27 protein-coding genes are annotated in these 26,130 nt (G+C 60.5%); 11 read left to right on the top strand and 16 right to left on the bottom strand.

The features are described from left to right. Window positions 1-54: 54 nt before the first annotated feature. The 4 genes from PSH88_RS13085 (at window position 55) to PSH88_RS13070 (ending at window position 3,735) form a co-directional block, all read left to right on the top strand. Window positions 55-1,857, top strand: a complete 1,803-nt coding sequence (locus PSH88_RS13085; protein WP_305426558.1) for a HAMP domain-containing protein — start codon at window positions 55-57, stop codon at window positions 1,855-1,857. Then, window positions 1,854-2,501, top strand: a complete 648-nt coding sequence (gene narL, locus PSH88_RS13080; protein ID WP_305426557.1) for a two-component system response regulator NarL — start codon at window positions 1,854-1,856, stop codon at window positions 2,499-2,501. The genes PSH88_RS13085 and narL overlap by 4 nt, the downstream gene beginning before the upstream one ends. A gap of 86 nt (window positions 2,502-2,587) precedes the next feature. Further along, the gene (locus PSH88_RS13075) at window positions 2,588-3,262 is read left to right on the top strand and encodes a Crp/Fnr family transcriptional regulator (protein ID WP_305426556.1); all 675 of its coding nucleotides are present in this window, start codon (window positions 2,588-2,590) and stop codon (window positions 3,260-3,262) included. A 74-nt stretch (window positions 3,263-3,336) separates the two neighbouring features. Beyond that, entirely contained in the window at window positions 3,337-3,735 is a 399-nt protein-coding gene (locus tag PSH88_RS13070) for a putative zinc-binding protein (RefSeq protein ID WP_305426555.1), read from the top strand. Between the two features lie 860 nt (window positions 3,736-4,595). Here PSH88_RS13070 and PSH88_RS13065 read toward each other — a convergent pair. The 8 genes from PSH88_RS13065 to norR form a co-directional block, all read right to left on the bottom strand. Beyond that, window positions 4,596-5,855, bottom strand: a complete 1,260-nt coding sequence (locus PSH88_RS13065) for an IS256 family transposase (RefSeq protein ID WP_305422598.1) — start codon at window positions 5,853-5,855, stop codon at window positions 4,596-4,598. Window positions 5,856-5,979: 124 nt separating this feature from the next. Continuing rightward, window positions 5,980-6,447, bottom strand: a complete 468-nt coding sequence (gene ubiT / locus PSH88_RS13060) for a ubiquinone anaerobic biosynthesis accessory factor UbiT (RefSeq protein WP_305426554.1) — start codon at window positions 6,445-6,447, stop codon at window positions 5,980-5,982. Further along, window positions 6,441-7,331, bottom strand: coding sequence for a U32 family peptidase (locus tag PSH88_RS13055; protein ID WP_305426553.1), 891 nt, complete (start codon window positions 7,329-7,331; stop codon window positions 6,441-6,443). Before PSH88_RS13055 ends, ubiT begins: the two co-directional genes overlap by 7 nt. A gap of 10 nt (window positions 7,332-7,341) precedes the next feature. Next, on the bottom strand, window positions 7,342-8,337 hold the full coding sequence (gene ubiU, locus PSH88_RS13050; RefSeq protein ID WP_218394681.1) for a ubiquinone anaerobic biosynthesis protein UbiU: 996 nt from the start codon (window positions 8,335-8,337) through the stop codon (window positions 7,342-7,344). Between the two features lie 132 nt (window positions 8,338-8,469). Further along, a complete protein-coding gene (locus tag PSH88_RS13045) occupies window positions 8,470-9,705 on the bottom strand; it encodes a molybdopterin molybdotransferase MoeA (RefSeq protein WP_305426552.1) in 1,236 nt (411 codons plus the stop codon). Further along, window positions 9,702-10,256, bottom strand: a complete 555-nt coding sequence (gene moaB, locus PSH88_RS13040) for a molybdenum cofactor biosynthesis protein B (RefSeq protein ID WP_305426551.1) — start codon at window positions 10,254-10,256, stop codon at window positions 9,702-9,704. The genes PSH88_RS13045 and moaB overlap by 4 nt, the downstream gene beginning before the upstream one ends. Before the next feature lie 228 nt (window positions 10,257-10,484). Beyond that, on the bottom strand, window positions 10,485-11,132 hold the full coding sequence (gene pdxH / locus PSH88_RS13035; RefSeq protein ID WP_305426549.1) for a pyridoxamine 5'-phosphate oxidase: 648 nt from the start codon (window positions 11,130-11,132) through the stop codon (window positions 10,485-10,487). Window positions 11,133-11,210: 78 nt separating this feature from the next. Then, window positions 11,211-12,740: a nitric oxide reductase transcriptional regulator NorR gene (gene norR / locus PSH88_RS13030; protein ID WP_305483544.1), complete on the bottom strand. Its 1,530-nt coding sequence runs from the start codon at window positions 12,738-12,740 to the stop codon at window positions 11,211-11,213. A 154-nt stretch (window positions 12,741-12,894) separates the two neighbouring features. On the opposite strand from norR, the gene ytfE reads away from it, so the two are divergent. Beyond that, window positions 12,895-13,569: an iron-sulfur cluster repair protein YtfE gene (gene ytfE, locus PSH88_RS13025; RefSeq protein ID WP_305426547.1), complete on the top strand. Its 675-nt coding sequence runs from the start codon at window positions 12,895-12,897 to the stop codon at window positions 13,567-13,569. A gap of 75 nt (window positions 13,570-13,644) precedes the next feature. Here ytfE and PSH88_RS13020 read toward each other — a convergent pair whose 3' ends face one another. Both PSH88_RS13020 and PSH88_RS13015 read right to left on the bottom strand, forming a co-directional pair. After that, the gene (locus tag PSH88_RS13020; protein WP_305426546.1) at window positions 13,645-14,082 is read right to left on the bottom strand and encodes a hypothetical protein; all 438 of its coding nucleotides are present in this window, start codon (window positions 14,080-14,082) and stop codon (window positions 13,645-13,647) included. Window positions 14,083-14,110: 28 nt separating this feature from the next. Beyond that, window positions 14,111-15,301: an NnrS family protein gene (locus PSH88_RS13015; RefSeq protein ID WP_305426545.1), complete on the bottom strand. Its 1,191-nt coding sequence runs from the start codon at window positions 15,299-15,301 to the stop codon at window positions 14,111-14,113. 591 nt (window positions 15,302-15,892) lie between these two features. On the opposite strand from PSH88_RS13015, the gene PSH88_RS13010 reads away from it, so the two are divergent. Further along, complete coding sequence (locus tag PSH88_RS13010) at window positions 15,893-16,576, top strand: Crp/Fnr family transcriptional regulator (RefSeq protein ID WP_008075049.1); 684 nt, start codon at window positions 15,893-15,895, stop codon at window positions 16,574-16,576. Between the two features lie 5 nt (window positions 16,577-16,581). Then, window positions 16,582-16,773 (top strand): protein DnrP, encoded by a 192-nt coding sequence (locus PSH88_RS13005; protein ID WP_305426984.1) that lies wholly within the window; start codon window positions 16,582-16,584, stop codon window positions 16,771-16,773. 23 nt (window positions 16,774-16,796) lie between these two features. On the opposite strand, the gene PSH88_RS13000 is transcribed toward PSH88_RS13005, so the two are convergent. The 6 genes from PSH88_RS13000 to PSH88_RS12975 all read right to left on the bottom strand — a co-directional run bounded on the left by PSH88_RS13000 (window position 16,797) and on the right by PSH88_RS12975 (window position 22,381). Continuing rightward, a complete protein-coding gene (locus PSH88_RS13000) occupies window positions 16,797-18,638 on the bottom strand; it encodes a nitric oxide reductase activation protein NorD (RefSeq protein WP_305483543.1) in 1,842 nt (613 codons plus the stop codon). A gap of 78 nt (window positions 18,639-18,716) precedes the next feature. Further along, window positions 18,717-20,144: a cbb3-type cytochrome c oxidase subunit I gene (locus PSH88_RS12995; protein ID WP_305426544.1), complete on the bottom strand. Its 1,428-nt coding sequence runs from the start codon at window positions 20,142-20,144 to the stop codon at window positions 18,717-18,719. Window positions 20,145-20,147: 3 nt separating this feature from the next. Continuing rightward, window positions 20,148-20,588, bottom strand: coding sequence for a c-type cytochrome (locus tag PSH88_RS12990; protein WP_305426543.1), 441 nt, complete (start codon window positions 20,586-20,588; stop codon window positions 20,148-20,150). A 161-nt stretch (window positions 20,589-20,749) separates the two neighbouring features. Next, window positions 20,750-21,007 (bottom strand): cytochrome C oxidase subunit IV family protein, encoded by a 258-nt coding sequence (locus tag PSH88_RS12985; RefSeq protein ID WP_305426542.1) that lies wholly within the window; start codon window positions 21,005-21,007, stop codon window positions 20,750-20,752. 11 nt (window positions 21,008-21,018) lie between these two features. Next, window positions 21,019-21,606, bottom strand: coding sequence for a cytochrome c oxidase subunit 3 (locus PSH88_RS12980; protein WP_305426541.1), 588 nt, complete (start codon window positions 21,604-21,606; stop codon window positions 21,019-21,021). Continuing rightward, window positions 21,590-22,381: a CbbQ/NirQ/NorQ/GpvN family protein gene (locus PSH88_RS12975; protein WP_305426540.1), complete on the bottom strand. Its 792-nt coding sequence runs from the start codon at window positions 22,379-22,381 to the stop codon at window positions 21,590-21,592. Before PSH88_RS12975 ends, PSH88_RS12980 begins: the two co-directional genes overlap by 17 nt. Before the next feature lie 199 nt (window positions 22,382-22,580). Here PSH88_RS12975 and PSH88_RS12970 point away from each other — a divergent pair, with 199 nt between their 5' ends. The 4 genes from PSH88_RS12970 to PSH88_RS12955 are packed head-to-tail and all read left to right on the top strand — an operon-like array spanning window position 22,581 to window position 26,129. After that, entirely contained in the window at window positions 22,581-24,272 is a 1,692-nt protein-coding gene (locus tag PSH88_RS12970; protein ID WP_370694685.1) for a cytochrome D1 domain-containing protein, read from the top strand. Between the two features lie 24 nt (window positions 24,273-24,296). Continuing rightward, window positions 24,297-24,611 (top strand): c-type cytochrome, encoded by a 315-nt coding sequence (locus tag PSH88_RS12965; RefSeq protein WP_305426539.1) that lies wholly within the window; start codon window positions 24,297-24,299, stop codon window positions 24,609-24,611. Window positions 24,612-24,627: 16 nt separating this feature from the next. Next, complete coding sequence (locus tag PSH88_RS12960; RefSeq protein WP_305426538.1) at window positions 24,628-24,954, top strand: c-type cytochrome; 327 nt, start codon at window positions 24,628-24,630, stop codon at window positions 24,952-24,954. Beyond that, window positions 24,951-26,129: a cytochrome D1 domain-containing protein gene (locus PSH88_RS12955; protein WP_305426537.1), complete on the top strand. Its 1,179-nt coding sequence runs from the start codon at window positions 24,951-24,953 to the stop codon at window positions 26,127-26,129. Before PSH88_RS12960 ends, PSH88_RS12955 begins: the two co-directional genes overlap by 4 nt. Window position 26,130: the final 1 nt, after the last annotated feature.

Below are 26,130 nucleotides of genomic sequence, written 5' to 3'. Positions count from 1 at the left end.
CACGCTGGAACTTTGCATGCTTTGTTTTCTGATCTTTTTCCCGGACCTGAGCCGATGATGCGCTGGTTGCGCAGCTCCCTGCCCGCTCGCGCCGGGCTGGCGGTGATCCTGATCGCCGTACTCGCCCTCGCCAGTTCGTTGAGCGCCGGGCTGATCGCCTGGTTCAGCCAGGGCGATGCCGCCGCCATCAACACCGCAGGCTCGGTGCGCATGGAAACTTATCACCTGAGCTGGAAACTGGCCGCGGGTGCAACGCCCTCAGAAATCGCCGCCATCACCGACAGCCTGCAAACCCGTCTCACCAGCCAGTCACTCAAGGCCGTGCTGGAAGATGGCCCAACCGCCGCCCTGCGAGTCAGCTATGGGCACATCCAGCAACAATGGAACGAGGATTTACTCCCGGCACTGCTGCGCGGCGATGCCGCCTACTTTCAGGTCCAGGCCCTGCCCTTCGTTGAACAACTGAACCAGTTCGTCAGCCTGTTGCAGCGCCAGAGCGAACAAAAGCAAGGCTGGCAACAGGCGATCCAGGGCCTGGCCTTGTTCACCACCATGATTGTCCTGCTGATCGGTTTGTACGAGTTGCAGTACGGTGTCGTCACGCCCCTCAAAGAGTTGGTGGACGCAACCCAGCGCTTTCGTCGTGGCGACTTCAAGGTACGAGTCAACCATCAGTCCGAGGACGAACTGGGCCAGTTGGCCACGAGTTTCAACACCATGGCCGAAACGATCGAAGAGTCGCATCGCACCCTGGAAAGTCAGGTCCGGCAGAAAACCCTGAACCTGCAACAAGCCAATGCCGCCCTGGAGCTTCTGTATCAAAGCAGCCGAAGCCTGGCCACGCGCCTGGCCAATGCCGAAGGTTTGGATGAACTGATTCGACGCTTCCAGCAACGCCTGCCCGGCTTGCGCCTGTCGCTGTGCCTGCAAGGCCAACTGCAGGCACCGGCCCAGCAGTTGCTCTCTCTGCATGGCGCGAACATCCGCGAAGTCTGCGCCAGTAGCGACTGCGCCACTTGCCAGAAGCACCACAAAGCCAATCCGCAAACCTTCAGCATCAGCAATCAGGGCAGCGAACTGGGTGAGCTGAAGGCGCACTTTGTCGACGGGCATCCCATGCAAGCCTGGGAAACCCAACTGATCCAGGCCCTGGCCAACCTGATCGGCACCTCGCTCTCGCTCAAGCGCCAACGGGAACAGGATCATCGCCTGCTACTGCTCGAAGAACGCACGATCATCGCCCGCGAGCTGCACGATTCTCTGGCCCAGGCCCTGTCCTACATGAAGCTGCAAGTCAGCCGCATGCAGACCCTGATGCGCCGGGGCGAACCGACCCAGACCCTGGAAACTGTCACCAGCGAATTGCGTGAGGGACTGAACAATGCCTATCGCCAGTTACGCGAGTTGCTGACGACTTTTCGCTTGCAGATCCACGACGCGGGACTGGTTCAGGAACTCAAGGACACCGCCGAGGAGTTCTCCCGTCGGGGAGAGTTTCAGGTGCATCTGCACGTCGACACGCTGGCCTTTCAGCTATCGGCCAGCGAACAGATCCACATTTTGCAGATCACCCGCGAGGCGCTCTCCAACTGCCTGCGCCACGCCCATGCGCAAAACGCCTGGCTTCAACTGCGCCAGGACGGCGAGACAGTCAGATTGTCGATCGAAGACGACGGTCGCGGCTTCAGCGGTAACGTCGACCAACGCGAACACCACGGCCTGAACATCATGGATGAGCGGGCTCGCAGCTTGCACGGCCAGCTGCAGATACTTTCCAGGGAACCCCAAGGCACCCGTGTCCAACTGGAATTCCACCCGGAATTTCTCGGGCAGCAAACAGAAGGCAGCACTACATGAACCCGTCCCCACAACACAGAATCCTGCTGGTAGACGACCACCCGATGATGCGTCACGGCATTCGCCAGATGCTCGAACTCGAAGATGATTTCCTGATCGTCGGCGAAGCCAGCCAGGGTGAAGAAGCACTCAGTCTGATCGAGCCGCTTCAACCGGATCTGGTCCTGCTCGATAACAACATGCCGCAAATGAATGGCATCGAAACCCTGCGCCGATTGCGGGCGATGCACTACACCGGCAAAGTGCTGCTGTTCACCGTGTCGGACGCCGAAGACGATATTCGCGATGCCCTGCGTCTGGACGCCGACGGTTATCTGCTCAAGGACATGGAGCCCGAACTGTTGATTCAGTACATCCGCGATGCCTTGAACGGCGTCCTGGTGATCAGCCCGGGCCTGACCCAAGTCATGGCACAGGCACTGCGGGCACCTGCACGTCAGGCGGTGGTGGAACTGACCGAGCGCGAACGTCAGGTGTTGAAAACCATCGCCAGCGGCTTCAGCAACAAGGTCATCGGGCACAAGCTGGGCATCACCGAAGGGACGGTCAAGGTCCACGTGAAAAACCTGCTGCACAAACTCGGCTTGCGCTCGCGGGTGGAGGCGGCGGTGTGGGCCATGGAGCATCTGCGCAGTGCAGGCTGACCGGCATCCCTCCTTGGAGGTAGGCCTGCAGAGGCATAGGTCAATTGGCCTGCGCTCTCTACTATGACGGTCAGCGGAGGTACGCCATGCTGACCCACCCTTCCATCGTTTTAACGTTGCGCCGTCATCATCTGTTCAGCCAACTGCCGGAGAAAGTCTTCGAGGAAGTCTGCGGGCTGGCGATGCTGAAGCGTCTGGCCTGTCACAGCACCCTCATGCACCAAGGGGATCCGGCCAGGCGTTTTTTCCTGCTGGTCAGCGGCCAGGTCAAGTTGTACCGGCTCACCGGCGAAGGCCAGGAAAACCTGGTAGAGATCATTCAGCCCGGCCAGACCTTTGCCGAAGCCTTGCTGTTCAGCCAGGCCCGGCTCTACCCGGTGAGCGCCACCGCGCTGAAGGACAGCGTGCTGGTGAGTATCGACGGCAACCATTACCGCAATGCCCTGGAAGACCAGCCGAAAGTCTGTCTGGCGATCCTGGCGAGCATGAGCGTTCACTTGCACCTGCGTCTGCGCGACATCGATACCTTGACCATGGCCAGTGCGAGTCGCCGAGTCATCAACTTTCTGTTCCAGGAACGCCACCCGGTGACCGGCCAGATTGTCTTGCAGGTGTCCAAACGTCTGGTGGCGTCGAAGCTGGGGATTCAGCCGGAAACCTTCTCGCGGATTTTGCATCGTCTGGTGGAATGCGGCCTGATCGCCATGGAGCGTCGCCATATCAGCATTCTCGCTGAAGAGGAGTTGGCGGCGTTCCAATAGTCGGAATTGACCGTCATCAAGGCGCGATGCCACGCACCTTGCACACTGGCAGCGTCCATCTACGGAGAGTGCAAATGCCCCGTTCACCCCTGCCTTTGGTTTACTCCTGCTCAGGTTGCTCCAATGTCGCCCAACTGGCCAACACCCTGGCCGTGCGACTGGACCGCAGCGGCCTGGCTGAAATGTCCTGCATCGTCGGTGTTGGCGGGCATGTGGCGGCGCTGGTCAACAAAGCGCGCTCGGGGCGGCGGATCTTTGCGCTGGATGGCTGCCCGTTGCAATGCGTTGAAAACTGCCTCAAGCAACATGGGCTGCATGCTGATGTGCACTTGATTCTCAGCCACTATGGGTTGCGTAAACGCTATGGCGAGGACTGCACGGAGGCTCAGGGGGATGAGTTGTTTGAAGGGATCAAGCAGTTGATTGCCAGTGATGCTCGCCAGCATGAAAGCCGGCAGGAAACGATGGCCTGAAGAACAACAAAAAAACCTGTGGGAGCGGGCTTGCCCGCGATGACGGACTGATCGCCGACCTATAATTTTGGTCGGGGTACATATCCATTTCTGCGGTAACGGCCACTATTGGTTTCGCTTTTACAGCGAGTCACTTTCGAAAAGCGCGAAAGTAACCAAAGCGCTTTGGCCCCTTTCGTTCGGTGGCTCGCCCAGGCTCGCCATGCCCTCGCTCCGGTCCTACTCCGTGGGCCCGCCGCCATCGGCCATCCATGGCCGGGGGCGGCTAACCCGGCATCCATGCCGGGTTGCCCACTACGCAGAACCTCCACTCGGCCTCTCGAGGGGGCGAGTACCGCAAAAGCACCGCGAGGCGGCCTACCGGCCGGCCTGCTTCCTCAACGCCTGCGCGTGTTGATCGTTCCCACGCTCCGCGTGGGAATGCATCCCGTGACGTTCCGCGTCACCAGTGCGCAGGACTCAAGTCTTGCGTCGCGAGCGGGACGCGGAGCGTCCCCGGCGGCATTCCCACGCGGAGCGTGGGAACGATCAGTGTGGGAACAGCTCCTGTTGCTTTGCTTTGCTTTGCTTTGGCTTTAGATCTTGATCTGCCCCGTCGGAAGGCCGAGCGCAGGTTCTGCGCAGTGGGCACCGCGGCAAGGATGCCGCGGTAGCCGCCCCCGGCCATGGATGGCCGATGGCGGCGGGCCCACGGAGCAGGACCGGAGCGAGGGTACCCTGAGCCTAGGCGAAGGGCCGTACGTCAGGGGCGAAAGCGTTTGGTTACTTTGCGCTTTTCAAAGTAACCCGCCGTAAGGGCGGGAGTGTCAGATTTTTTGTGTGCGGGCCGGTAACGGCCTGCCATAAGGCAAGCCCTCATTTCACCAGTTTGACCTGGTAAATCGATCGCCATAAAGAATCGCAAACTGATTCATTGCGCTCTTCCAGTCGTGCGCTGCGCTGCCCCAATTGGCCGTGATGTTTTGCAGTGCCAGCCAGATCAGCTTCGTCGCTGCATCATCAGTCGGGAAGTGGCCTCTTGTCTTGATGATCTTGCGCAACTGAGCATTGATGCTCTCGATGGCGTTAGTGGTGTAGATCACTTTTCGGATGGCAGGCGGGAAGACAAAAAACGGGATGACTCGATCCCAGGCACGTCTCCAAGCGGCTACGACTGTTGGGTATTGTTTGCCCCAAGGCCCCGTTTCAAATGCGTCCAGAGCTTGCTCGGCAGCTTCAACGTTAAGCGCCTGATAAACCGGCTTGAGGGCTTTGGCCAACTCGCGGCGCTTGTCCCAGGAGGCGTAATCAAGACTGTTACGGATCAGGTGCACGATGCAGGTCTGCAAGGTCGTCGTCGGAAACACCGCACTCAAGGCTTCTGGCATGCCTTTAAGGCCGTCAGTTACCGCGATCAATACATCCTCAACGCCACGGGTCTTGAGGTCGTTGAAGACCTTCATCCAGAACTTGGCCCCCTCAGTGGTCTCAATCCAGATGCCCAAAATGTCTCGGGTGCCGTCCGGCAGCACGCCCAGAGCCAGGTAGATGGCCTTGTTGCGAACCAGTCCTTCCTCACGGATTTTGACCCGCAGCGCATCGAAGAAAATCACCGGATACATCGGCTCAAGCGGGCGTTGTTGCCAGGCAGTCACTTCCTCCAACACTGCGTCAGTGACCGAGCTGATGAAATCATGGGAAACATCGGTCCCGTACTGCTCCGAAAGGAATGCCCGGATCTCTCGGACGGTCATGCCACGGGCGTACATGGCAATGATTTTGTCGTCGAAGCCCGTGAACCGACGCTCATGCTTGGGGATCAGCATTGGCGCGAAGCTGCCATCGCGATCCCGAGGAATGTCCAGACGCAGCGGGCCATCATCGGTCAGCACGGTCTTGCTGCTTTTGCCGTTGCGCTGGTTACTCGACTCCTCAGGGCGCTCCGCGCCCTGAGGGTAGCCAAGGTGGTGACCCAGCTCCGCGCCAAGGGCTCGCTCGATAAGCGCCTTTTTGAACGCCATGGATGCGTCCTGAATCGCCTCGGCGCTCATTGGGCCTTTAACGAACTGATCGATCAGCTCCTTCGGAATCGAAGGAAGCTGGGTTTTGGCCTCCGAGGCCGGTTTCTTTTTGGTCGGCATACATGCTCCTTTTCAACATGTTATGCCCGAACACAAAATTTCTGACAGTCCCGTAAGGGCGGAACCCTAAGCCGCCGTTACCGCAGAAATGGATATGTACCCCGACCGAAAAACAGGTCGACTATCAGGCCGCCAACCCCTTCCCCGCCCGCTCCAGATTGCGCCACAACCAAACAGGCAACACATCAGGATCCAGACTGTCGATCAGATTCTTCAACGCCAACCCCAACTCCGTATCCCCCTCAATCACCAAACGCCTGCGAAAGAACAGCGTATCCGGATCTTCCTGACGGCTCGCCAGCAATAAAAACTCGCGCCAGTTACCGCTGATGGTCACATGTGCGTTGGCGCGTTCAGCAATTCGCAACCCTTCACGGGTCAACGTCAGGAACCACGACAAACCCAGATCCGGTATCCGCAGACACAGCCAGCGCCCGCGCAATACTTCAAATTCACCATCGCGCAATGGATCGGCGAGGCAGCGATTGAGCGCCTGCTGCAACGCCAGGCGCTGCACCGCAAAGGGCACTCGACGCACCAGCGGCAACACCCGGTCGGCACCTTTCAACAGCCATTTTTTTCGATTCAACACAGGCCGACCTCCTCGACACGCAGCATGCCGGCCTGGCCATGCCAATAACCATTGCACCCTTCAACGAACAACGGCGGTGTCTCGCCCAGACGAACCCGTTGATAGGCGGCGATCACCTCGGCCATGCCCTGAGCGCGAGGACTCAAGCGCAACAGATCGGCACCGCAGGCCAGCAGCCCGGAGTAATCGGCCAATAGATTGGTCACCTCGGCCGACATCGTTTGAATACCGTTGAGGGTGAATAGCGCCTGCCCTTCCTGACTGGTCAGCGCCAGGCCGTCGGGGTAGTTGATACAGCAAAATTGGCAGTCATCCTTGGGCCGGTTTTCCGCCCGAGCGGTGAAGCAGCGGGCGGAATAGGCCAACGGCAAATGACCATAGGCGAAGATTTCAACTTCAGGCACTGCACGGCCCAGTTCGCGCACCTGCCCGATCACATCACCAATCAGCGCCGCTGAACACTCCACGGGCGGCACCCAGCGGGTCATGCCGCTGTCGAGCAGTTGCGCCAGTGCATGACCGTTGTACAGATTGAGGGCCGGGCCACCCACGAACGGCAACTTGCGCTCGGCCAGGAACTGCACCGCGCCCATGTCGTTGGCTTCCACCAACAATTGGCCGTTGTCGCACAGCCGGCGCAGGCTGGAGAGTTCAGACGCCGCTTCAATCAGCGTCAGGCTGGAAAGCACCAACTGCGCCTGGCTGCATTCCTGCAACTCGCGCCCCAATCCCAGCCATTGATCCAGTGAAAAGGCCCGGCGTTTCGAGCACACGGTTTCCCCCAGGTAAATCACATCCAGAGGCAAGGCCGACATCTCGGCGTAAAAGTGGCTAAGTTGCTCTTTGTCCCAATAAAACAGGACCGGTCCCAGGCTGAGTTTCATGTCGAGCCCCTCATTGCCATGATCGATGATAAGCACCCAGGGTGGTCTGGCTGCCTTCGGACAAACCGGCCAGCACCTGACGCCATTCTTCCTTGACCCGAAAACTGCCCGGCGCGCCGCGATGGGCATCCAGTGCCGCGCGCCAGACACGGGTGACTTGTTCGACATAGGCCGGACTGCGTTGCCGGCCCTCGATTTTCACCGCTTCGACGCCAATGGCCGTCAGTTCCGGCAGCAAGTCCAGGGTGTCGAGGCTGGTGGGTTCTTCCAATGCATGAAAGCGTTTGCCGCCGACCAGGAAGCGGCCTTTGCACAAGGTCGGGTAACCGGCCGATTCGTCTGGGGTGTAGCGATCGATCAGCACCTCGCTGAGCCGCGCGCTCAGGCCTTCGGCGTCTTCACTCCAGCGCACGGCCTTGGCTGGCGAACAGACACCGCACAGGTTCGGCGACTCGCCGGTAATGTAGGAAGACAGATGGCAGCGCCCTTCGGCCATGATGCACAAGCTGCCGAAACCAAACACTTCGATGGGCACCGGGCTGCTGGCGGCGACCTGGCGTACTTGCGCCAACGACAACACTCGCGGCAGCACCGCCCGACGAATGCCGTAGCGCTGCGCATAGAACTCCAGCGCCGCGGCATGGGTCGCCGAGCCCTGGACCGACAGGTGCAACGCCAGCTGCGGGTGACGCTGACTGGCGTAGTTGAGCACTCCGGGGTCGGCGGCGATCAGCGCATCCACGCCGAAATCGGCCGCACGATCCACCGCCCGCTGCCAGCGCTCCCAGCCTTTGGGTTGCGGGTACGTGTTGACCGCGACGTAGAGTTTGCGTTGATGCTGGCGAATGTGGGCGACGGCGGCGTCGAACTGTTTGTCGTCCATGTTCAGCCCCGCGAAATGCCGGGCATTGGTGTCATCGCGAAAGCCGACATAGACGGCATCGGCGCCTTGGCGCACCGCCGCTTTAAGCGCAGGCAGGTTCCCTGCCGGGCAGACCAGTTGCATGGGTAATCCTCATGAAAAAACGCGTCCGGGCCATCGCCTGACGCCCATGACGCGAGGGTCCGGGGCGATCGAAAAAGGCGCTGCCAGTCTAGCCAGACCGACAGACACGGCCTTGACGGCAATCAATTGCCATCAATGCATCAGGTCGGCGAAGGACAGGAACATCACGTTGTCGTGCTTGAGCACTTGCTGTTCGCACTCGATCACCGCCAGTCCATCGGCCCAGCACGCAGCGGTCAACATGGCCGAGCTTTGCTGAGGGTGCAGTTCCACGCTCAACTGGCCGTCGGCACCTGTGGTCAATCTGGCCCGCAGGTACTGCCGACGCTTGTTACGCTGCAGCCAGTCGAACCCGGCGGGTACGGCCAACGGCACCGGCAGCACGTCCGTCACGCCCTGGGCCCTGAGCAGGAACGGACGCACCACCACCAGCGCGGTAATCAGCGCCGCCGAAGGATTCCCCGGCATGCCGATCCACGGTTTACCGGCCACTTCACCAAAGGCCAGTGGCTTGCCCGGCTGCATCGCCAGCCGCCAGAAATCCACGCTGCCCAGTTCCTCGATGGCCTGTTTGAGGTGATCTTCCTCGCCCACCGACACGCCACCGGAGCTCAGCAGCAGGTCGCATTCCGAGGACGCCAGGCTCAAGGCATGCCGACTGGCCGCCAGCTCATCGGCCATGACGCCATAGTCATGCACCTCGACGCCCCAGCCGCGCAACAACGCGGCGAGGCAATACCGATTGCTGTTGTAAATCTGCCCCGGCGCCAAGGGATCGCCCGGCTCACGCAGTTCATTACCGCTGCTGAGCAGGCACACCTGCAACGGCCGGTAGACCTCGACCCGCGCGATACCAGCGCCGGCCAGCAACCCCAGTTCTTGTGCGCGCAGGCGTTTGCCGGCCTTGAGCAACAGATGCCCGCAACGCACTTCCTCACCCTCCTTGCGCACGTGCTCACCCATGATTACCGGCGGGAACCAGACGCGCTCGCCCTCGACCCGGCAGCGCTCTTGCGGCACAACAGTGTCAGCACCCGGTGGCAACGGCGCACCGGTAAAGATTTGCACCGTCTGCTGCGCAAGCAATGGCGAGCACGCTTGATCCCCTGCCGCAATTCGCCCGCCAATCGACAAACAGCCACCTTCCGGTGGCAGGTCGGCAGCCCTGAGGGCATAACCGTCCATGGCACTGTTGTCCCAGGCCGGCAGGTTCACCGGACACTGGATGTCCGCCGCCAGCACCCGTCCCATGGCTTGATCCAGCGGGATCATCTGCGCCAGAGGCGGTGGCGGTGCCTGGTTGAGCAGACGGCTGATGGCCTCGTCCACGGGCATCAGGTTGCCGATGTCGCATACCCGACCGTTCATGAGCGTGTCCCGCAGGCGTCGATGACCCGCTGCGCTTGCGCTTTCAAATGCGGGGCGAAATTACACGGGCCGGTGCGACTGTCCAGTTGTTCGAGCAGGATCTTGTTCCAGGCAGTCCGGCAGGCACCCGGCGAGCCTGGAACGCAACACACCAGTACGCCGTTACTCATGCCGGCCAGTGCCCGGGACTGCAGGCTGGACATGCCGATCTCCTCCAGCGACACCTGCCGGAACAGTTCGCCGAAGCCTTCAACGTGCTTGTCCAGCAATGGCAAGACCGCTTGCGGTGTGTTGTCGCGAGCGGTGAAACCGGTGCCGCCGGTCATCAACACCACTTGCACCGCAGGGTCGGCGATCCACCGGGAAACGGTGGCGCGGATCTGATAAATGTCGTCCTTGACCAGCTCACGATCGATCAACACATGCCCGGCGGTTTGCAGCAAATCCGTCAGGGTCTGTCCCGACGTGTCGGTGTCAAAAGTGCGCGTATCGCTGATGGTCAGTACGGCAATGTTCAGGGGTTCAAACGTGCGTTGCGCCAGATGGGCCATATCCAGGTCTTCCCGTAGATGAGGGTATGGCCCGAAGCCTGAACCGGAATAGCGAGCGAGCCTATTCCTCCAAGGAGGTACCTCGACGGGGACATAGAGAGATGTGCCGGGAACACAAAACCTGTGGGAGCGGGCTTGCCCGCGATGGCGATACTCGACTCAACACATGTATTGACTGAAATGACGCCTTCGCGGGCAAGCCCGCTCCCACACTGTCCCCCATCGCTTTCAAGGCGCCAACCGGCTTCGCTTCCACAGACCATCGCGCAACCGGTAATCGAGTCGATCATGCAAGCGGTCAGCCCGCCCCTGCCAGAACTCCAGACGCTCGGGGTGCAGGCAGTAGCCGCCCCAATGCTCGGGGCGCGACACAGTTTGGCCGACGAAGCGTTTGATGGTTTCAGCCAGCATGGATTCCAGCGCTGCGCGGCTGGCCAGCGGACGACTCTGCGGTGACGCCCAGGCCCCCAGGCGACTGGCCATGGAACGAGTATCGAAGTACGCATCCGACAACGCCGGATCGAGCCTGGACACCCGCCCTTCGATACGCACCTGACGCTCCAGCCCCGGCCAGAAAAACGTCATCGCGGCATAGGGATTGGCAGCCAGTTGCTGACCTTTGTCACTCTGGTAATTGCCGAAAAAAGTAAAACCTTCATCGCTCAAGCCCTTGAGCAGCAGAACCCGACAGTGCGGCCGCCCTTCAGGGTCGACCGTCGCCAGCACCATGCTATTGACCTCGACAGGTGCGCACTCGGTGTCGCGGGCCTGTTGCAGCCACTGCCGGAACATCGCCAGCGGATCATCCAGCGCAGCCTCATCTTGCAGGCCATTGAGGGTGTAGTTGCGGCGCATTTGGGCCAGGGAAAGCGGCATGACGGTGATCTCCAGAAGGTTTTACGCAGTGTGCGAGGCACTGTGCAAAGCCACCTTGACCGCCATCAACACTGTCGCCTACTTGAGACGCAGACGCCGCGCCAGTTTGTGCAGGTTGCTGGGGTCGATTTCCAGGATTCGCGCAGCGCTGGCCCAGTTTTCCCCGGACAGGCTCAAGGCCTGGAGGATTTTCTTGCGCTGGTAATCGTCGACGGCTTCGCCCAAGGGCTGGAACGGCAGATCAGCCGTAACGTCCGGGGATGGTTCGACCACCGTCCCCGATGCCGCCATCGCGCTGTCGAGATCGAGAATTTCAGGCTCCAGCGTCATGATCAACGCGCGACTCGTCCCGCGACTGAGCTGCTTCAACGCAGCCCGACTGATCACGTGTTCCAATTCGCGCACATTGCCTGGCCAGGTATAAAGCAGCAGCGCGCGTTCGGCCGCTGGCGACAGGCGCAAGCCACGCAGGCCGAGCCGCGCCCGATTGAGTTCAAGGAAATGCCCGGCCAGCATCAACACATCGTTACCGCGTTCGCGCAAGGGCGGAATCGGCACCGGGTACACCGAGAGCCGGTGATACAGATCGGCGCGAAAAAAACCGTCGCGGATGCTGTCCGGCAGGTGTCGGTTGGTGGCGGCGATGATGCGCACATCCACGTGCAGTGGCTTGTCGGCGCCGAGACGCTGGATCTCACCGTTCTGCAGGGTGCGCAGTAACTTCGCTTGCACGGCCAATGGCAATTCCCCGACTTCATCGAGAAACAGCGTGCCTCCGTTGGCGGCATCGAAACGTCCGGCACGGTCACTGGTGGCGCCGGAAAAGGCGCCTTTGACATGCCCGAACAACTCACTCTCTGCCAGCGACTCCGGCAAAGCGGCGCAGTTAACGTGTATCAGCGGTTTATGGTGGCGCCTTGAAAGACGATGCAAGCGCCGGGCGAACAGCTCTTTGCCAACGCCGGTCTCGCCCAACAGCAACACCGGCAGATCGGAGTCGGCCAGTACATCCAGCTCATTGAGCAACTGATGCAACACCTCACTTTGCCCGAGGATCTCGCCCTCCTCGACCGGCATTCGCAAGTCCTGGGGATCGCTGCGGGACAAACGCAAGCTGCGGTTTTCCTGTTCCAGACGGGTAACCCGCACAGCAGCTTCGATCTGCAACGTGCAGCGCTTGAGCTCTTCCCGCGCGCGGCTGTCGAAGGTCCCGGCGTGCAGCGCATCGAGGGTGATCGCGCCCCAGATCCGCCCCTCGACATAAAGACTCACGCCCATGCAGTCATGCACCGGCAGCGGTTCGCCGACATGGTTGTCGAGCAAGCCGTCGTAGGGGTCCGGCAGGCGACTGTCGGGTTCGAACCAGGTCGGCTCACGCGACGCCATGATTGCCGCCAGCCGCGGATGCTGGGCGATGACGAACCGGCGCCCCAATGCTTCATGAACCAGTCCCACCGTCGCAACGGGCCTGAGGCTGTCGTCATCCAGACGCAGCAAGCCCACGGCGCCACTGTTGAAGTATTCGCGCAGGGTCTGGACCAATCGTTGTAACCGCACGGCATTGGGCAACTCGACGATCAGGTCGGCTGCCAGGCTTTCTCGCAGCATGGTAGTAATCACCCTCTATGGTTGGATTCACCCTAAAGCGTCAGGGTATCTATCACCACAACTAAAAATTAATCCATATTTTTCAACCATTTAAATATGGCATGCCGGATGCAGTGAGCCTGAGTAACCGTTGAAACCCAAACAAGGAACCCTGATGAGCCAGACCCTATTGGAACAAAGCCTCGGCCAACTGGCCTGCGACATTCCCGGTGCCACCCGGATCTTCCATACCTTCAAACTGGACTTCTGTTGCGGCGGGCATAAAAGCCTGCGTGAAGCAGCCCTTGGCAAAAACCTCGATCCGCTCCTCATTGCCGACGCCCTGAACATTCTGCAAGACGCCGGCGAAACCCAGCACGATTGGCGTAACGAACCTTTGGAACTGTTGATCGCCCACCTTCTGACGCGCTATCACGCCCGTCACCGCGAGCAATTGCCGGAACTGATCCGTCTGGCCCGCCGCGTCGAGCAGGTCCATGGCGCGCGCAGCAGCTGCCCCAACGGCTTGGCCGATCTTCTGACCGACATGCAACAAGAACTCGAAGGCCACATGCTCAAGGAAGAACAGGTGCTGTTCCCGATGCTGCAACAAGGCATCGGCCCTCAAGCGGCTCCGCCGATTCAGGTGTTGCGCTTCGAACATGATCAACATGGCGAAGCACTGGAGAAAATGCTCACCCTGACCAATCACATCATCCCGCCTGCCGATGCCTGCAACACCTGGCGTGCGCTCTACCGCGGGCTGCTGGAATTCAAAGACGACCTGATGCAACACATCCATCTGGAAAACAACGTGCTGTTCATCAATGCCCTGAACCCTCGCCATTGATCGATCGCCAGTCACACCCAACCCGCGGCAGCCCACCGGTTGACGCGGGTTTTGTTTATCCGGAACTGCTTGTGATCAACCGTGCCAATAGAACATCGCCTTGGCCAGGATCACGATCAACACCATGTGCCCGAGGATGCTGCGGCGAATCCAGCTGGCACGAGTCGCGGTCAGGCGCGCATGGGTCAGCCAATAGGCCAGCAGTAAGTAATGGCCGATGATGCTCAGGGCCAACAGGATCTTCAGGCTCAACAACATGCCAAAGCTACTGGCTAACGGCTGACTCAATGCGCCCCGGTACTGCCACGCCAGGCCGATGCCGGCGCCATACAACAACAGCACCACGCCATGCAGAACCTTGCGCGAGCGCACGGCAATCGCCTGATTCGCCGTGGATTGCGCGGTATCCGCCAACTGCTGGCGCGCTCGATGCCAGATGACCACCTCGAAAAATAGCGTGCCGATGAAGGCAATCGCTGCCAGCAAATGCGTGACCAGTAAAAAGGGATACATCAGTGCCAGCCTCTGTCAGTTCGCGTGCTCATCCCGGATGACCGTCGACCCGGGCCCGCAACAGCATCGGCCCATAGCGCCAGACATACAGCGCAAACGCCAACGCCCAGCACAGACCGGCCAGCCACAATGCCGGCAAGGGAAAGAACTCGATCAACACGACCCGGCTCAGGCACGCCAGGTTGAGCAAGATGAACGCCAGGGTCATCCCCGACGGCGGTTCCAGCGCACGGCCTGTATGCCCGAGGCTGACCCGCGCAATCATCGCCAGCACCAGGCCACCCATGGCACCGATGGTCAGGCAATGCACCGCCAGACTCGGGTTAATCGACACACCGAAATGCCACAGCGCCATCCCGAGACACGCCACCGCCAACCAGCCATAAGCCAGGTACAACGACCATAGCAACGGCACGTGCCAGAGGGCGCGATCATGCCAGCGAACCAGGCGCACCAGATGCCCTGCGGCCAACACGGCGAACAACAGGCCCACCCAGAGATTGGGGGCAAGCGCAGGTCCAGCGGCATATAACAACGCCACGAGGGGCGAGCCAATCAGCAACAGCCAATCCAGCCATGGCCAAGGGGCAACGCCATCGACCTTGCCGAGGCCACGCTGGATGAAGAACGGAATCACCCGCCCGCCGATCAACCCCATCATCGCCGCCACCAACCAAATGCCGGTCAGCACACCTTGGCGCTGCCAGCCTTCATGCCCCTCGACCAGGCCGTACAAGGACAACCCGTCGGCCGCGGCCAACAACAGCAGAACCACCACAATCGGGTAGTTACGTTTCTGCCGCACCTTCCACAAGGTGAAGCCCATGAGCACCGCCACCGCCAACGGGAACGCCATTTCCAGCACCGCGAGCAACGGCCGCGGCGCATTGGCCAGCCAGGCCACTCGTGCCAATAACCACAGCAGCGCCAGAGCGGCCAACGGTTTGCCGCTGAGGCCGGGGCGACCGGTCCAGGTCTGCACGGCCGTCAGCAGAAAGCCCGCGATAATCGCCAAGCCGAACCCGAACAACAATTCATGCCGATGCCAGCCCAGCCAGCCGCCTGCCGGCTGCCAGTTGGAAATCGAGCCACTGAAGGCCGCCAGCCAGAGCGGTATGGCCAGCACCGCCAAGAGGCTACCGGCGAGGAAAAATGGTCGAAAGGCCAGACGAAACAGCGGCGTGATTGCCATTGCTTTACGGCGGTCAAGCACTTGCATAAAACCACTCCTCTACCTGTTTGCTGACCTGGCGCCAACCCGCACGCGCCGAGGTAAATCCAGAGGCAATCATCGGGTATTACCGAGCAATTGCCTTTGTCGCAGATCAAGTGTGCAAGGGACGTGCCCCGATGCCGAGCGCGCGCCCTTTGTGGCGAGGGAGCTTGCTCCCGCTCGGGTGCGCAGCAGCCGTAAACCAGCTGATGCGTTGTATCTGAAGAATTGCGATGGCCGGTGTTGGGAGTGCTTCGCACTCCAGCGGGAGCAAGCTCCCTCGCCACAGGGGGATCGGTTCAGGGTACAAATGACCCTTTGATGGTCATTTAAACCCTAAAGATCACGGTATTTTTTACCCTGATCGCTGACACCCCCAATAAACAAGGGCCCCCGAGCCTGGCCCGCGTCTTGCTCTGCTTGGGCAACCTTTTAGAAATCCTGGATCCCTCTCGATTACCTGGAGTCGTCATGAAAAAAGTCATCCAGCCACTGGCCTGGTTTGTTGTGTTGACCTCAATCCTGGCCCTGGCCAGCGGCGTTTCTCTAGGTCTCGTCTGACCTGATCCCCCTTCTCTATCTTCAGGATGAATTCTCATGGTGCTTCATCGCGTCCATCACCAGATTCTGCGCAGTCATCACTTGTTCGAGCCGTTGAACGAAGAACAGCTGGATGAACTGATGAGTACCAGCCACTTGCTGAGCATCGATAAGGGCGAGCCGCTGTTTCGTCAGGGTGAGCCGGCCGATTCGTTCTATTTCATCATTGCCGGCGCGGTGAAAATCTACCGGCTGACACCCGATGGGCAGGAAAAAGTGTTCGAGGTCATCAGCGATCGGCAAACCTTCGCCGAGGCGATGATGCTGATGGACACCCCGAACTATGTGGCCTCGGCCGAAGCGATCTGCCCCACCCAGCTCTATCGGTTATCCAACAGCACCTACATGCGCCTGCTGCAGAGCAATAGCCGGCTGACCTTTGCACTGCTGGGCAAGCTCTGCGTTCGCTTGCATCAACGGGTCAACGAAATCGAAACCCTGTCACTGAAAAACGCCACCCACCGGGTCGTGCGTTATTTGCTGACGCAACTGGTGCGCCAGCAAACCGTTGACAGCCAATTCGAGTTGCCGATGGCCAAGCAACTGATTGCCGGCCATCTGTCGATCCAGCCGGAAACCTTTTCGCGGATCATCCGCCGCTTGATCGATGAAAACATCATTACTCAGGACGGCCGTCAGATCGCCATTCTTGATCGCCTGCGCCTGGAACAGTTCGAGTGAGTGCCATGCCCGTCTGCCTGTATTGCCAACATGCCAACCCACCACAAAAAGTCGAGTGCCGCCAATGCGGCATGCCCCTGCCGGCATTGGCCGAACACGCCGGAGAACGTCGGCAGCGCCGATTCATGTGGTTCTGCATCGGCCTGACGATCTTCTGCGTGACGATGTTTTTCTGGCTGCCGCGCAGCATCAGCTGATGCTGCGTTGATCGAACCGGGGTTCAAGGCTGGGTCAGCTGGCGATACAACTGCGGCAAGCGCAGAGGTAACTGCTCAGGCTGACGGATCAAGGTGTAGCCATTAGCGCCGAACATGTACGGCAGGTAATCCCCGGCCTCGCGATCGATCGTGATGCAGAACGGCGTCAGCCCCTGACGCCGCGCCTCCAGCACCGCCTCGCGGGTGTCTTCAACACCGTAGCGCCCTTCATACAGATCCAGATCATTCGGTTTGCCATCCGTGAGCAACAGCAACAGTTTGCTGCGCCGCTTGCTCATGCCCAATAGTTGCGTGGCCTGGCGAATGGCCGCGCCCATACGCGTGTAATACCCCGGTTTGAGCCCTTGAATACGACCTCGAGTGGTGTCGCCATAACGCTGGGTGAACGCCTTGAGCTCCTGCATGCGCACTTGCTGACGACGCAGCGAGGAAAACCCGTACAGGGCGAAATCATCACCCAGCACCGACAAGGTTTCTCCGAACAGCAGCAGGCTGTCGCGGATAACGTCGATGACGCGATGCTCATCATTCAGGTGAGCGTCGGTAGACATCGACACGTCGGCCAGCAACAGGCACGCCAGGTCGCGGCGGGTCTGCCGTTGCTCCATGAACAGACCGCGCTCGGCACACTGGCCATGCTCGCGCTCAACGTGAAAATCCAGCCAGGCCTGCATGTCCAGCTCAGAGCCCTGGGGTTGCTGGCGTAACCATTGGCGATCATTACGCAGGTGCTCGAACTGGCGTCGCAAGCGGTGCGCCGAGGCCTTCAACCGTAATGGCAGCGGCTGTGCCTCGCAGTCGCGGGGCACCATCATTTGCAGATTGACGAAGCTGTCCCGCATCTGTTGTTTACGGTAGTCCCACTCCGGCAACTTGATGCCTTCGCCGAGGGGAATATCGTCGACATCGGCCGGTGGCAAATCCAGGTGCAGCTTCAGACCGCCGCCCTTGCGCAGACGGGTGCGCGACAGGCTCAACTCGTCCAGGTCGTCGGCGACTCTGGCGGCGTCCGGGTCTTCGCTGTCGTCTGACCAGCGATCCAGGTCGACGTGTTCGGTCCAGCTGAACAGGTTCTCCAGGCGCACGATTAACAACCCGCCGTCGCGGCTGCCTTCATCGATTCGCGTCGCGCGTTTACGCCCGCCTTTCTGTTCGCCGGGCGACGTGGTCAACGACTCTTCGGATTCATCGCCCAGATCGGCAGCCTGCGGGCTGGCGAGGTTTTGTGGCGGGTACAACCACAGCGGCAACGGCCAGGCGGCCCGTTCGCTGCGGGGGAAATGTTCGACACTGCCAGGTTCGCGCAACGCCTGACATAACGCCCGCTCCAAAGCCGCTTCGCCGGCATTCAACGAGGCCGGATCGGGGCGCAATTGCAGATGGGCATCGACCAGTCGTTTGTAACGAGCACGCAGAGCGGGATAGCGTCGCAGCAGCTGTTGCGTCCAGCGTTGATTGTCCCGCCCCCAGTGACGCATCGGCCCGGCCTGTGCCGCCAGCAACGCGAGCCAGCGATAGAGCTCCTCATTCAATGCGACTTCAGGGAAGACCGCCAGGCTCGACGGCAGGCGCAGGTTCGTCGCGTCGCACCACGCCAACGGCACTTGTTTGCAGGTACCGGCGATCTGCTGCAACACGTTGCGGCGCAGCAGCAGGTCGCGGTCGCTGGCGGCTTCCACACCGATGCCATTGGCACCGCCCATGGCACGAAACAACAGCGCCAGCGGGCGTTGCTGGCTGGCCAGTTCAACCCGTGCTTCAGGGAAGTCCGGGCTGGCACGCCGGGTGATAAAACGATGCCAGACACTGCCTACCCACTCTTCCAGTTCGACGGTAAACGCCATGATGCTTGCCCTTGCTGGAAACCAAAAAAACGGCCCGCTGTATCAGCCGGGCCGACCTTTTCTAGCCATTGCGCTCGTTCATGAAGGTACAACCTCAGCCGGAGCGCGCAAGGCGGCGCGACTACGTTGCTTGAAGCTGAACAGGTAACACAGCAGTCCTGCGAAGAAACCGAGACCGGCACCCAAACGGGCCCAGAACAGCACCTGCAGCTGTTCGACCGTGGCCATGAATGGCAACGCAATCCCGTCGGCCTGCCAGCGTTGAAGGTAAACCTGGACGACACCGGCAGCGGTCAGGAACAGCGTGATCATCACCATCGACAGCGTCATCAACCAGAAGCCCCAGATTTCGAAGGTCTGCGAACGCTCGTCAGCGGCCTCACCCAGCCCGCGCAAACGTGGCATGGCGTAGCTGATCAAGGTCATCACAATCATCGCGTAAGCACCGTAGAAGGCCAGGTGACCGTGGGCCGCCGTCAGTTGTGAACCGTGGGTGTAGAAGTTGACCGGCGCCAGGGTGTGCAGAAAGCCCCAGACGCCCGCACCGAAGAACGCGGTGACCGTGGTGCCTTTGGCCCACAGCGTGGCGGCGCGGTTCGGGTGTTGCCGGCGACGATTCTTCACCATGCTGAAGGCGAAGATCACCATGGCCAGGAACGGCAGCGGTTCGAGTGCCGAGAAGATCGAACCGACCCACAACCAGACCTCGGGCGCACCGATCCAGAAGAAGTGGTGACCGGTGCCGATGATCCCGGTAATCAGCGCCATGGCGATGATCACGTACAGCCATTTCTCCACGACTTCGCGGTCGACACCGGTGATCTTGATCAGGACAAAAGCGAGCATCGAACCCATGATCAGTTCCCACACGCCTTCCACCCAAAGATGCACCACCCACCACCAGTAGAACTTGTCGCGGGCCAGGTTGCCGGGGTTATAGAAGGAGAACAGGAAGAACACCGCAAGGCCGATCAGCCCGGTCATCATCACCATGCTGACGGTGGTCTTGCGACCTTTGAGCAGGGTCATGCCGATGTTGTAGAGAAAGCCCAGGCACACCACCACAATGCCCATCTTGGTAATGGTCGGCTGCTCCAGGAACTCCCGGCCCATGGTCGGCAGCAACTCGTTGTGGGTCAGTTTGGCCAGGCCCGCATAAGGCACCAGCAGATAGCCTAGGATCGTCAGCACGCCCGCGGCGGCGAATACCCAAAACAGGATGATCGCCAGCTTCGGACTGTGCAGTTCGCGGTCGGCCTCTTCCGGAATCAGGTAGTAGGCAGCACCCATGAAGCCGAACAGCAGCCAGACGATCAGCAGGTTGGTGTGCACCATCCGCGCCACGTTGAAGGGAATGATCGGGAACAGAAAGTCTCCGATCACGTATTGCACCCCCATGATCAAACCGAACAGCACCTGACCGAGAAACAGCATCAGGGCAAACACAAAGTACGGTTTGGCCACGGCTTGCGAGGCGAATTTCAGATGTGGATTAACAATGCTCATCTCTTAGCCCTCCTTGTTTGGCGGCCAGCCATTGGTGTTGATGTTCGAGCTCCATTTGAGGAACTCGGCGATGTCATCCACCTCCTGCTCGCTCAACTTGAACTGCGGCATCGCTCGCCGGCCCGGTACGCCCAGCGGCTGCATTTTCATCCAGGCATGTAGAAAAGGTTTAAAGCCCGCCTCCCCGCCGCGCCGCTGGAACACGTTGCCCAGCTCAGGGGCAAAGTAGGCGCCCTCGCCCAGCAGCGTGTGGCAGCCGATGCAATTGTTTTGCTCCCAGACCGTCTTGCCGCGGATCACGGATTCGGTTAACTGCGCTTCATTGCTGCGCTCTGGAAAGGTCTGTTCCGTGTGATAGGTCAAGGCCAGGAATATCATGAAGAAGAAGATGCTTCCCCCGAAGTAGATATTCCTGGCCATGCCTTTGGTGAAGGTCTCTGACATGGTCGCTTCCTCTTTGCTTGGCGTACCCATGATAGAAAGCGAAGGGTTGAAACCTGCTTGATGGCGATCAAGAAAGGCAGATGGTTTTGGTCGGGTATTGGCATCATGAAGCCGGGCACCTTCCCTGTGGCGAGGGAGCAAGCTCCCTCGCCACAGGTTAATTAACCGACCAACACCAGCGTCAGCCCTACAATGGCGGCCAACACCAACGCCCAGCTCACCATCAACCGGCGCCACAATCGCGGCGCGTGGCGCATCTCCATAAAGCCATCGGCAATCAGCCAGGCCTTGCCAACCGCCACCAGCAATATGGCCACCGACAGCAGCCACGTCGCGCCCGCCTGTGCCAGCACCACCGTGCACACGCTTAATGTGGCCAGCGCAGCCCAGCAGACCAGCAAAAACCTGGAAGCCGACATCAAAACCTCCGTCAATTCAGAACGTAGACCAGCGGAAACAGCAGGACCCAGATCAGATCGACCATGTGCCAATACAGCACACCCGATTCAAGCCCGCTGCGGTTGGCCGCGTTGTACAGGCCACGACGGCAGCGCTCGGCCAGCCAGCCGAGGATGACCATGCCGAGCAGTACATGGAGAAAATGAAAACCGGTGAGTATCCAGTAGAGGGTGAAAAACGTGTTGTGCTCCATGCCCAGCCCCGAGGCCAGCAGGTGTCGGTATTCCGTGATCTTCAACACCACGTAGACACTGGCCGCGAGCAACGCAGCCAGCAGGTAGACAGCGCCGTGGCGAGACCGTGAACGCTTGACTTGCTCCTGAGCCAGCGCGGCGAACAGCCCGGCGGTGAGCAGGCTGAGGGTCATCGCCAGGCCGGTAGAGGTGTTGAGCAATAGACGGCTTTCACCGAACAACTGCGGCTTGAGTGCCTGGGTCACGGCGAACGCCAGAATCAGGATAGCGAACACCGACAGCTCGGCCAGAATGAAAAACCACATCGCCAGATCACCCGGCAAGTGACCCGGTGCAACGCGTCTGGACTCAGCCGAAGTGGACATCAACCACGTCCATCAGCGCCGCAACCGTCAGCGGATCATCACTGAGCGGCTCGGCCAGGCAGGCCATGCACGCCTCACGCGGGCTCATGCCGGAGCGGATCATTCGCGCGGTAAAAATCAGCAGCCGCGTCGAGGCGACTTCTTCCAGGTCATGTTGATCCAGCCTTCGCAGGGCTTGTCCCAGCCTGACCACTTGCGCCGCCAGCGCGGTGTCTACCTGCGCTTCCCTGGCGACAATGCACTCTTCATCGGCCACCGGCGGATAGCCGAAACGCATCGCCACGAAGCGTTGTCGAGTGCTGGGTTTCATGCCTTTGAGCAGGTTCTGGTAGCCGGGGTTGTATGACACCACCAGCATGAATGATGGCGGCGCCTGCAGTACTTCGCCGGTGCGTTCCAGGAACAACTCGCGACGATCATCAGCCAGCGGATGCAACACCACCACGGTGTCCTGGCGCGCTTCGACCACTTCGTCCAGATAACAAATACCGCCTTCACGTACCGCGCGGGTCAGTGGCCCGTCCTGCCACCAGGTGCCTTGGGCACCGATCAAATGACGGCCGATCAGGTCGGCGGCGCTCAGATCGTCATGGCAGGCCACGGTGTACAGCGGCAGTTTCAACCGATGGGCCATGTGCTGGACGAAACGGGTCTTGCCGCACCCCGTCGGACCTTTGATCAGCACCGGCATGCCGTGTCGCCAGGCTTGCTCGAACAGCGCCTCCTCATTATTGAGCGGTTGATAGAAGGGTTCGCAAGACTGGATTCGGTCCATGGGCTGTCTGTTCCAAAAGCGGATTCAAGCCACACGCTACGGGCCCCTGCGACAACCTGGCAAGTGACATGGCCGGCAAACTTGATCGCGGTCAAGCGAGCATTGGCCTGCTCGGGCATAGCCTTGCACGGCACTAAGAACCTGCGTTCTGCGCTGCCGTTTCAGCACATCGCAAAGGTCTTGCCTGAGGAGAAATGGAATGCTGATCAGCAATAGAAAAACGTTTGCTCTGACTGTCGCCACATTGTGTTCGGCGCTGACCCTTGCGGTGACTCATGCGGCCAGAGCCGACGAGCCCGCTGCCGTTGCGGCCAGCCCGCTGATGGTCAAATCCGCCGGAGCGCCCGACATGAGTCAGGCCGAGTTCGACTCATCCAAGGAAATTTACTTCCAGCGCTGCGCCGGCTGCCACGGCGTTCTGCGCAAAGGCGCCACCGGCAAACCACTGACACCGGACATCACCCAGTCCCGCGGGCAACCGTTTCTGGAGGCGTTGATTACCTACGGCTCACCGGCGGGCATGCCGAACTGGGGAACGTCGAATGCGCTGACCAAGGATCAGATCACGTCAATGGCCAAATTCATTCAGCACGCGCCGCCGACGCCACCGGAATGGGGCATGGCCGAGACGCTGAAAACCTGGAAAGTGCTGGTCAAGCCTGAGGATCGTCCGAAGAAGCAACTGAGCAAACTCAACCTGCCCAACCTGTTTTCGGTGACGTTGCGCGATGACGGCAAGATTGCCCTGATCGACGGTGACAGCAAGAAAATCGTCAAGCTGATCGAGACCGGTTACGCGGTGCACATCTCGCGCATTTCTGCCTCCGGTCGCTACCTGCTGGTGATTGGTCGAGACGCGCGGATCGACATGATCGACCTGTGGCCGGTGGAGCCGACCAAGGTCGCCGAAGTCAAAGTGGGTATCGAGGCGCGTTCGGTGGAGACCTCCAAGTTCAAGGGCTACGAAGACAAATACACCGTCGCCGGCTCCTATTGGCCGCCGCAATTCACCATCATGGATGGCGAAACCCTGGAGCCCAAACAGATCGTCTCGACCCGCGGCATGACCGTCGACAAGCAGGAATATCATCCAGAACCCCGGGTCGCGGCGATCATCGCCTCCCACGAATGGCCGGAGTTCATCGTCAACGTCAAGGAAACCGGCAAGGTCATGCTGGTCAATTACCAGGACATCAAGAACCTCACCATCACTTACATCGATGCCTCGCCCTTCCTGCATGACGGCGGTTGGGACAGCACCCACCGCTACTTCATGACCGCCGCCAACAACTCCAACAAAGTCGCCGTGATCGACTCCAAAGATCGCAAGTTGGCAGCTTTGGTGGAGGTCGGTAAAACCCCTCACCCGGGGCGCGGCGCCAACTTCAACCACCCGACCTACGGCCCGGTCTGGGCCACCAGCCACCTCGGTGATGACGGCATTTCCTTGATCGGCACCGACCCGGTCAAACATCCGCAATACGCCTGGAAACAGGTCGCCTCACTCAAGGGCCAGGGCGGCGGATCGCTGTTTATCAAAACCCACCCTGACTCCCGTCACCTGTATGTCGACACCACCCTCAACCCGGACGCCAAGCTGAGCCAGTCGGTGGCGGTGTTCAACATCGACAAACTCGACGCCGGCTACACCGTGCTGCCCATCGCCGAGTACGCCGGCATCAAGCAAGGCGCGATGCGGGTGGTACAGCCGGAATACAACAAGGCAGGCGATGAGGTCTGGTTCTCCGTGTGGAGCGGTCAGTCAGAGGAGTCAGCGCTGGTGGTGATCGACGACAAAACGCTGAAGCTCAAATCAGTCATCAAGGACAAGCGACTGATCACCCCCACCGGAAAATTCAACGTCTACAACACCCAACACGACATCTATTGAGCTCCATCAATGCAAGGAATCCCCATGAAAAATACTCTGCTTTCACTGTTCGCCCTGACCGCTGCGCTGAGTGTGCAGCCGGCCATGGCCCAAGACGGCCAGGAGCTGTTCAAGAGCAAACCGTGCGCCGCCTGCCATTCCATCGACACCAAGCTGGTCGGCCCGGCGCTCAAGGATGTCGCGGCCAAGAATGCTGGCGTGGCCGGGGCCGTGGACACCCTGGCCAGCCACATCAAGAACGGCACGCAAGGCAACTGGGGCCCGATGCCAATGCCGGCCAACCCAGTGACGGATGAAGAAGCGAAGACACTTGCAACCTGGGTCCTGAGTCTCAAATAGCCAACTGGAGGGCGTCATGAAGGTTTATCGACACGCTGCGATTCTGGCGGCCCTCCTCCTCATTTGCGCAACCGTGGTTGCCGCGCCCGACGCCAAGCGTCAGGCACAACTCGAACACCTGCTGGCCCAGGACTGCGGCGCCTGTCATGGGCTGCACATGACCGGCGGGCTGGGTCCCGACCTGACCCGCGCAACGCTGGCGGGCAAATCCAGGGACAGCCTGATAGCCACCGTCAGCCAAGGCCGGCCCGGCACCGCGATGCCCGGTTGGGCCCCGCTGCTCAGCCCGGATGACATCCGTTGGCTGGTCGATCTTCTTCTCCAGGGATACCCCGCACCATGATCCGTTCAACCCTGCTTTTAGCGGCGACCGGGCTGTTGTTGTCCGCGTGTGTTCAGCCTCCGTTGCGGGGCACCGGCGATCTGGGCGTGGTGGTGGAACGCGCCACCGGCAGCGTGCAAATCATCGAAAGCGACACCCGCACGGCACTGGCCCGACTCGAGGGTTTGGGCGATCTGTCCCATGCCTCGGTGGTGTTTTCCCGCGACCAGCGTTATGCCTATGTGTTCGGCCGCGACGGCGGGCTGAGCAAGATCGACCTGCTGACCCAACGCATCGATCAACGGGTGATACAGGGCGGCAACAGCATCGGCGGCGCGATCAGTCAGGACGGCAAACTCATCGCCGTGTCCAACTACGTGCCCGGCGGGGTCAAGGTGTTCGATGCCGAAACCCTGCAACTGGTGGCCGATATTCCGGCCACGCCCCTGGCCGATGGCAGCAAGCGCTCACGGGTGGTCGGCCTGGTCGACGCGCCCGGTCAGCGTTTTGTGTTCAGCCTGTTCGATACCGGCGAGATCTGGACCGTCGATTTCAGTCAGGGCAGCACGCCGCGGATCAGCCGTTTCACCGACATCGGCCAGCAACCCTACGATGCGTTGGTGACCCCGGAGGGTCGCTATTACATGGCGGGACTGTTCGGCGAAGACGGCATGGCGCAACTCGACCTCTGGCATCCGGAACGTGGCGTGCAGCGGGTGCTCGGTGATTACGGACGCGGCCTCGCGAAATTACCCGTCTACAAGATGCCGCATCTGGAGGGTTGGGCCGTTGCTGACAACCAGGCCTTCGTGCCCGCCGTCGGCCGTCATCAGGTGCTGGTGATGGATTCGCGCACATGGAAACAGACCGCTGCCATCCCGGTGGCTGGCCAACCGGTGTTCGTCACATCGCGGCCGGATGGTCGACAGCTGTGGGTCAACTTCGCCTACCCGGACAACGATCGGGTTCAGGTCATCGACAGCGAAACCCGTGCTGTGGTCGCCGATCTGCGACCGGGGCCAGCAGTGCTGCACATGGAATTCACCGCTCGCGGCGACCAGTTGTGGCTGTCGTTACGCGATGGCGATCAGGTTCAGGTTTGGGACCCGTACAGCCTGAAGCAGCTGAGCACCCTTCCCGCCACCGCGCCGAGCGGCATCTTCTTCAGCAGTCGCGCGCAAAAAATGGGCTATTGAA

Source organism: Pseudomonas wuhanensis (assembly GCF_030687395.1).
Lineage (GTDB): Bacteria > Pseudomonadota > Gammaproteobacteria > Pseudomonadales > Pseudomonadaceae > Aquipseudomonas > Aquipseudomonas wuhanensis.
This window is presented reverse-complemented; position numbering and strand designations above follow the sequence as displayed.

Bases quoted from the DNA above. Each gene is read 5' to 3' on its own strand.
- PSH88_RS13085 (WP_305426558.1), top strand. From the start codon at position 55: ATGATGCGCTGGTTGCGCAGCTCCCTGCCCGCTCGCGCCGGGCTGGCG.
- narL (WP_305426557.1), top strand. From the start codon at position 1,854: ATGAACCCGTCCCCACAACACAGAATCCTGCTGGTAGACGACCACCCG.
- PSH88_RS13075 (WP_305426556.1), top strand. From the start codon at position 2,588: ATGCTGACCCACCCTTCCATCGTTTTAACGTTGCGCCGTCATCATCTG.
- PSH88_RS13070 (WP_305426555.1), top strand. From the start codon at position 3,337: ATGCCCCGTTCACCCCTGCCTTTGGTTTACTCCTGCTCAGGTTGCTCC.
- PSH88_RS13065 (WP_305422598.1), bottom strand. From the start codon at position 5,855: ATGCCGACCAAAAAGAAACCGGCCTCGGAGGCCAAAACCCAGCTTCCT.
- PSH88_RS13055 (WP_305426553.1), bottom strand. From the start codon at position 7,331: ATGAAACTCAGCCTGGGACCGGTCCTGTTTTATTGGGACAAAGAGCAA.
- ubiU (WP_218394681.1), bottom strand. From the start codon at position 8,337: ATGCAACTGGTCTGCCCGGCAGGGAACCTGCCTGCGCTTAAAGCGGCG.
- PSH88_RS13045 (WP_305426552.1), bottom strand. From the start codon at position 9,705: ATGAACGGTCGGGTATGCGACATCGGCAACCTGATGCCCGTGGACGAG.
- moaB (WP_305426551.1), bottom strand. From the start codon at position 10,256: ATGGCCCATCTGGCGCAACGCACGTTTGAACCCCTGAACATTGCCGTA.
- pdxH (WP_305426549.1), bottom strand. From the start codon at position 11,132: ATGCCGCTTTCCCTGGCCCAAATGCGCCGCAACTACACCCTCAATGGC.
- norR (WP_305483544.1), bottom strand. From the start codon at position 12,740: ATGCTGCGAGAAAGCCTGGCAGCCGACCTGATCGTCGAGTTGCCCAAT.
- ytfE (WP_305426547.1), top strand. From the start codon at position 12,895: ATGAGCCAGACCCTATTGGAACAAAGCCTCGGCCAACTGGCCTGCGAC.
- PSH88_RS13020 (WP_305426546.1), bottom strand. From the start codon at position 14,082: ATGTATCCCTTTTTACTGGTCACGCATTTGCTGGCAGCGATTGCCTTC.
- PSH88_RS13015 (WP_305426545.1), bottom strand. From the start codon at position 15,301: ATGCAAGTGCTTGACCGCCGTAAAGCAATGGCAATCACGCCGCTGTTT.
- PSH88_RS13010 (WP_008075049.1), top strand. From the start codon at position 15,893: ATGGTGCTTCATCGCGTCCATCACCAGATTCTGCGCAGTCATCACTTG.
- PSH88_RS13005 (WP_305426984.1), top strand. From the start codon at position 16,582: ATGCCCGTCTGCCTGTATTGCCAACATGCCAACCCACCACAAAAAGTC.
- PSH88_RS13000 (WP_305483543.1), bottom strand. From the start codon at position 18,638: ATGGCGTTTACCGTCGAACTGGAAGAGTGGGTAGGCAGTGTCTGGCAT.
- PSH88_RS12995 (WP_305426544.1), bottom strand. From the start codon at position 20,144: ATGAGCATTGTTAATCCACATCTGAAATTCGCCTCGCAAGCCGTGGCC.
- PSH88_RS12990 (WP_305426543.1), bottom strand. From the start codon at position 20,588: ATGTCAGAGACCTTCACCAAAGGCATGGCCAGGAATATCTACTTCGGG.
- PSH88_RS12985 (WP_305426542.1), bottom strand. From the start codon at position 21,007: ATGTCGGCTTCCAGGTTTTTGCTGGTCTGCTGGGCTGCGCTGGCCACA.
- PSH88_RS12980 (WP_305426541.1), bottom strand. From the start codon at position 21,606: ATGTCCACTTCGGCTGAGTCCAGACGCGTTGCACCGGGTCACTTGCCG.
- PSH88_RS12975 (WP_305426540.1), bottom strand. From the start codon at position 22,381: ATGGACCGAATCCAGTCTTGCGAACCCTTCTATCAACCGCTCAATAAT.
- PSH88_RS12970 (WP_370694685.1), top strand. From the start codon at position 22,581: ATGCTGATCAGCAATAGAAAAACGTTTGCTCTGACTGTCGCCACATTG.
- PSH88_RS12965 (WP_305426539.1), top strand. From the start codon at position 24,297: ATGAAAAATACTCTGCTTTCACTGTTCGCCCTGACCGCTGCGCTGAGT.
- PSH88_RS12960 (WP_305426538.1), top strand. From the start codon at position 24,628: ATGAAGGTTTATCGACACGCTGCGATTCTGGCGGCCCTCCTCCTCATT.
- PSH88_RS12955 (WP_305426537.1), top strand. From the start codon at position 24,951: ATGATCCGTTCAACCCTGCTTTTAGCGGCGACCGGGCTGTTGTTGTCC.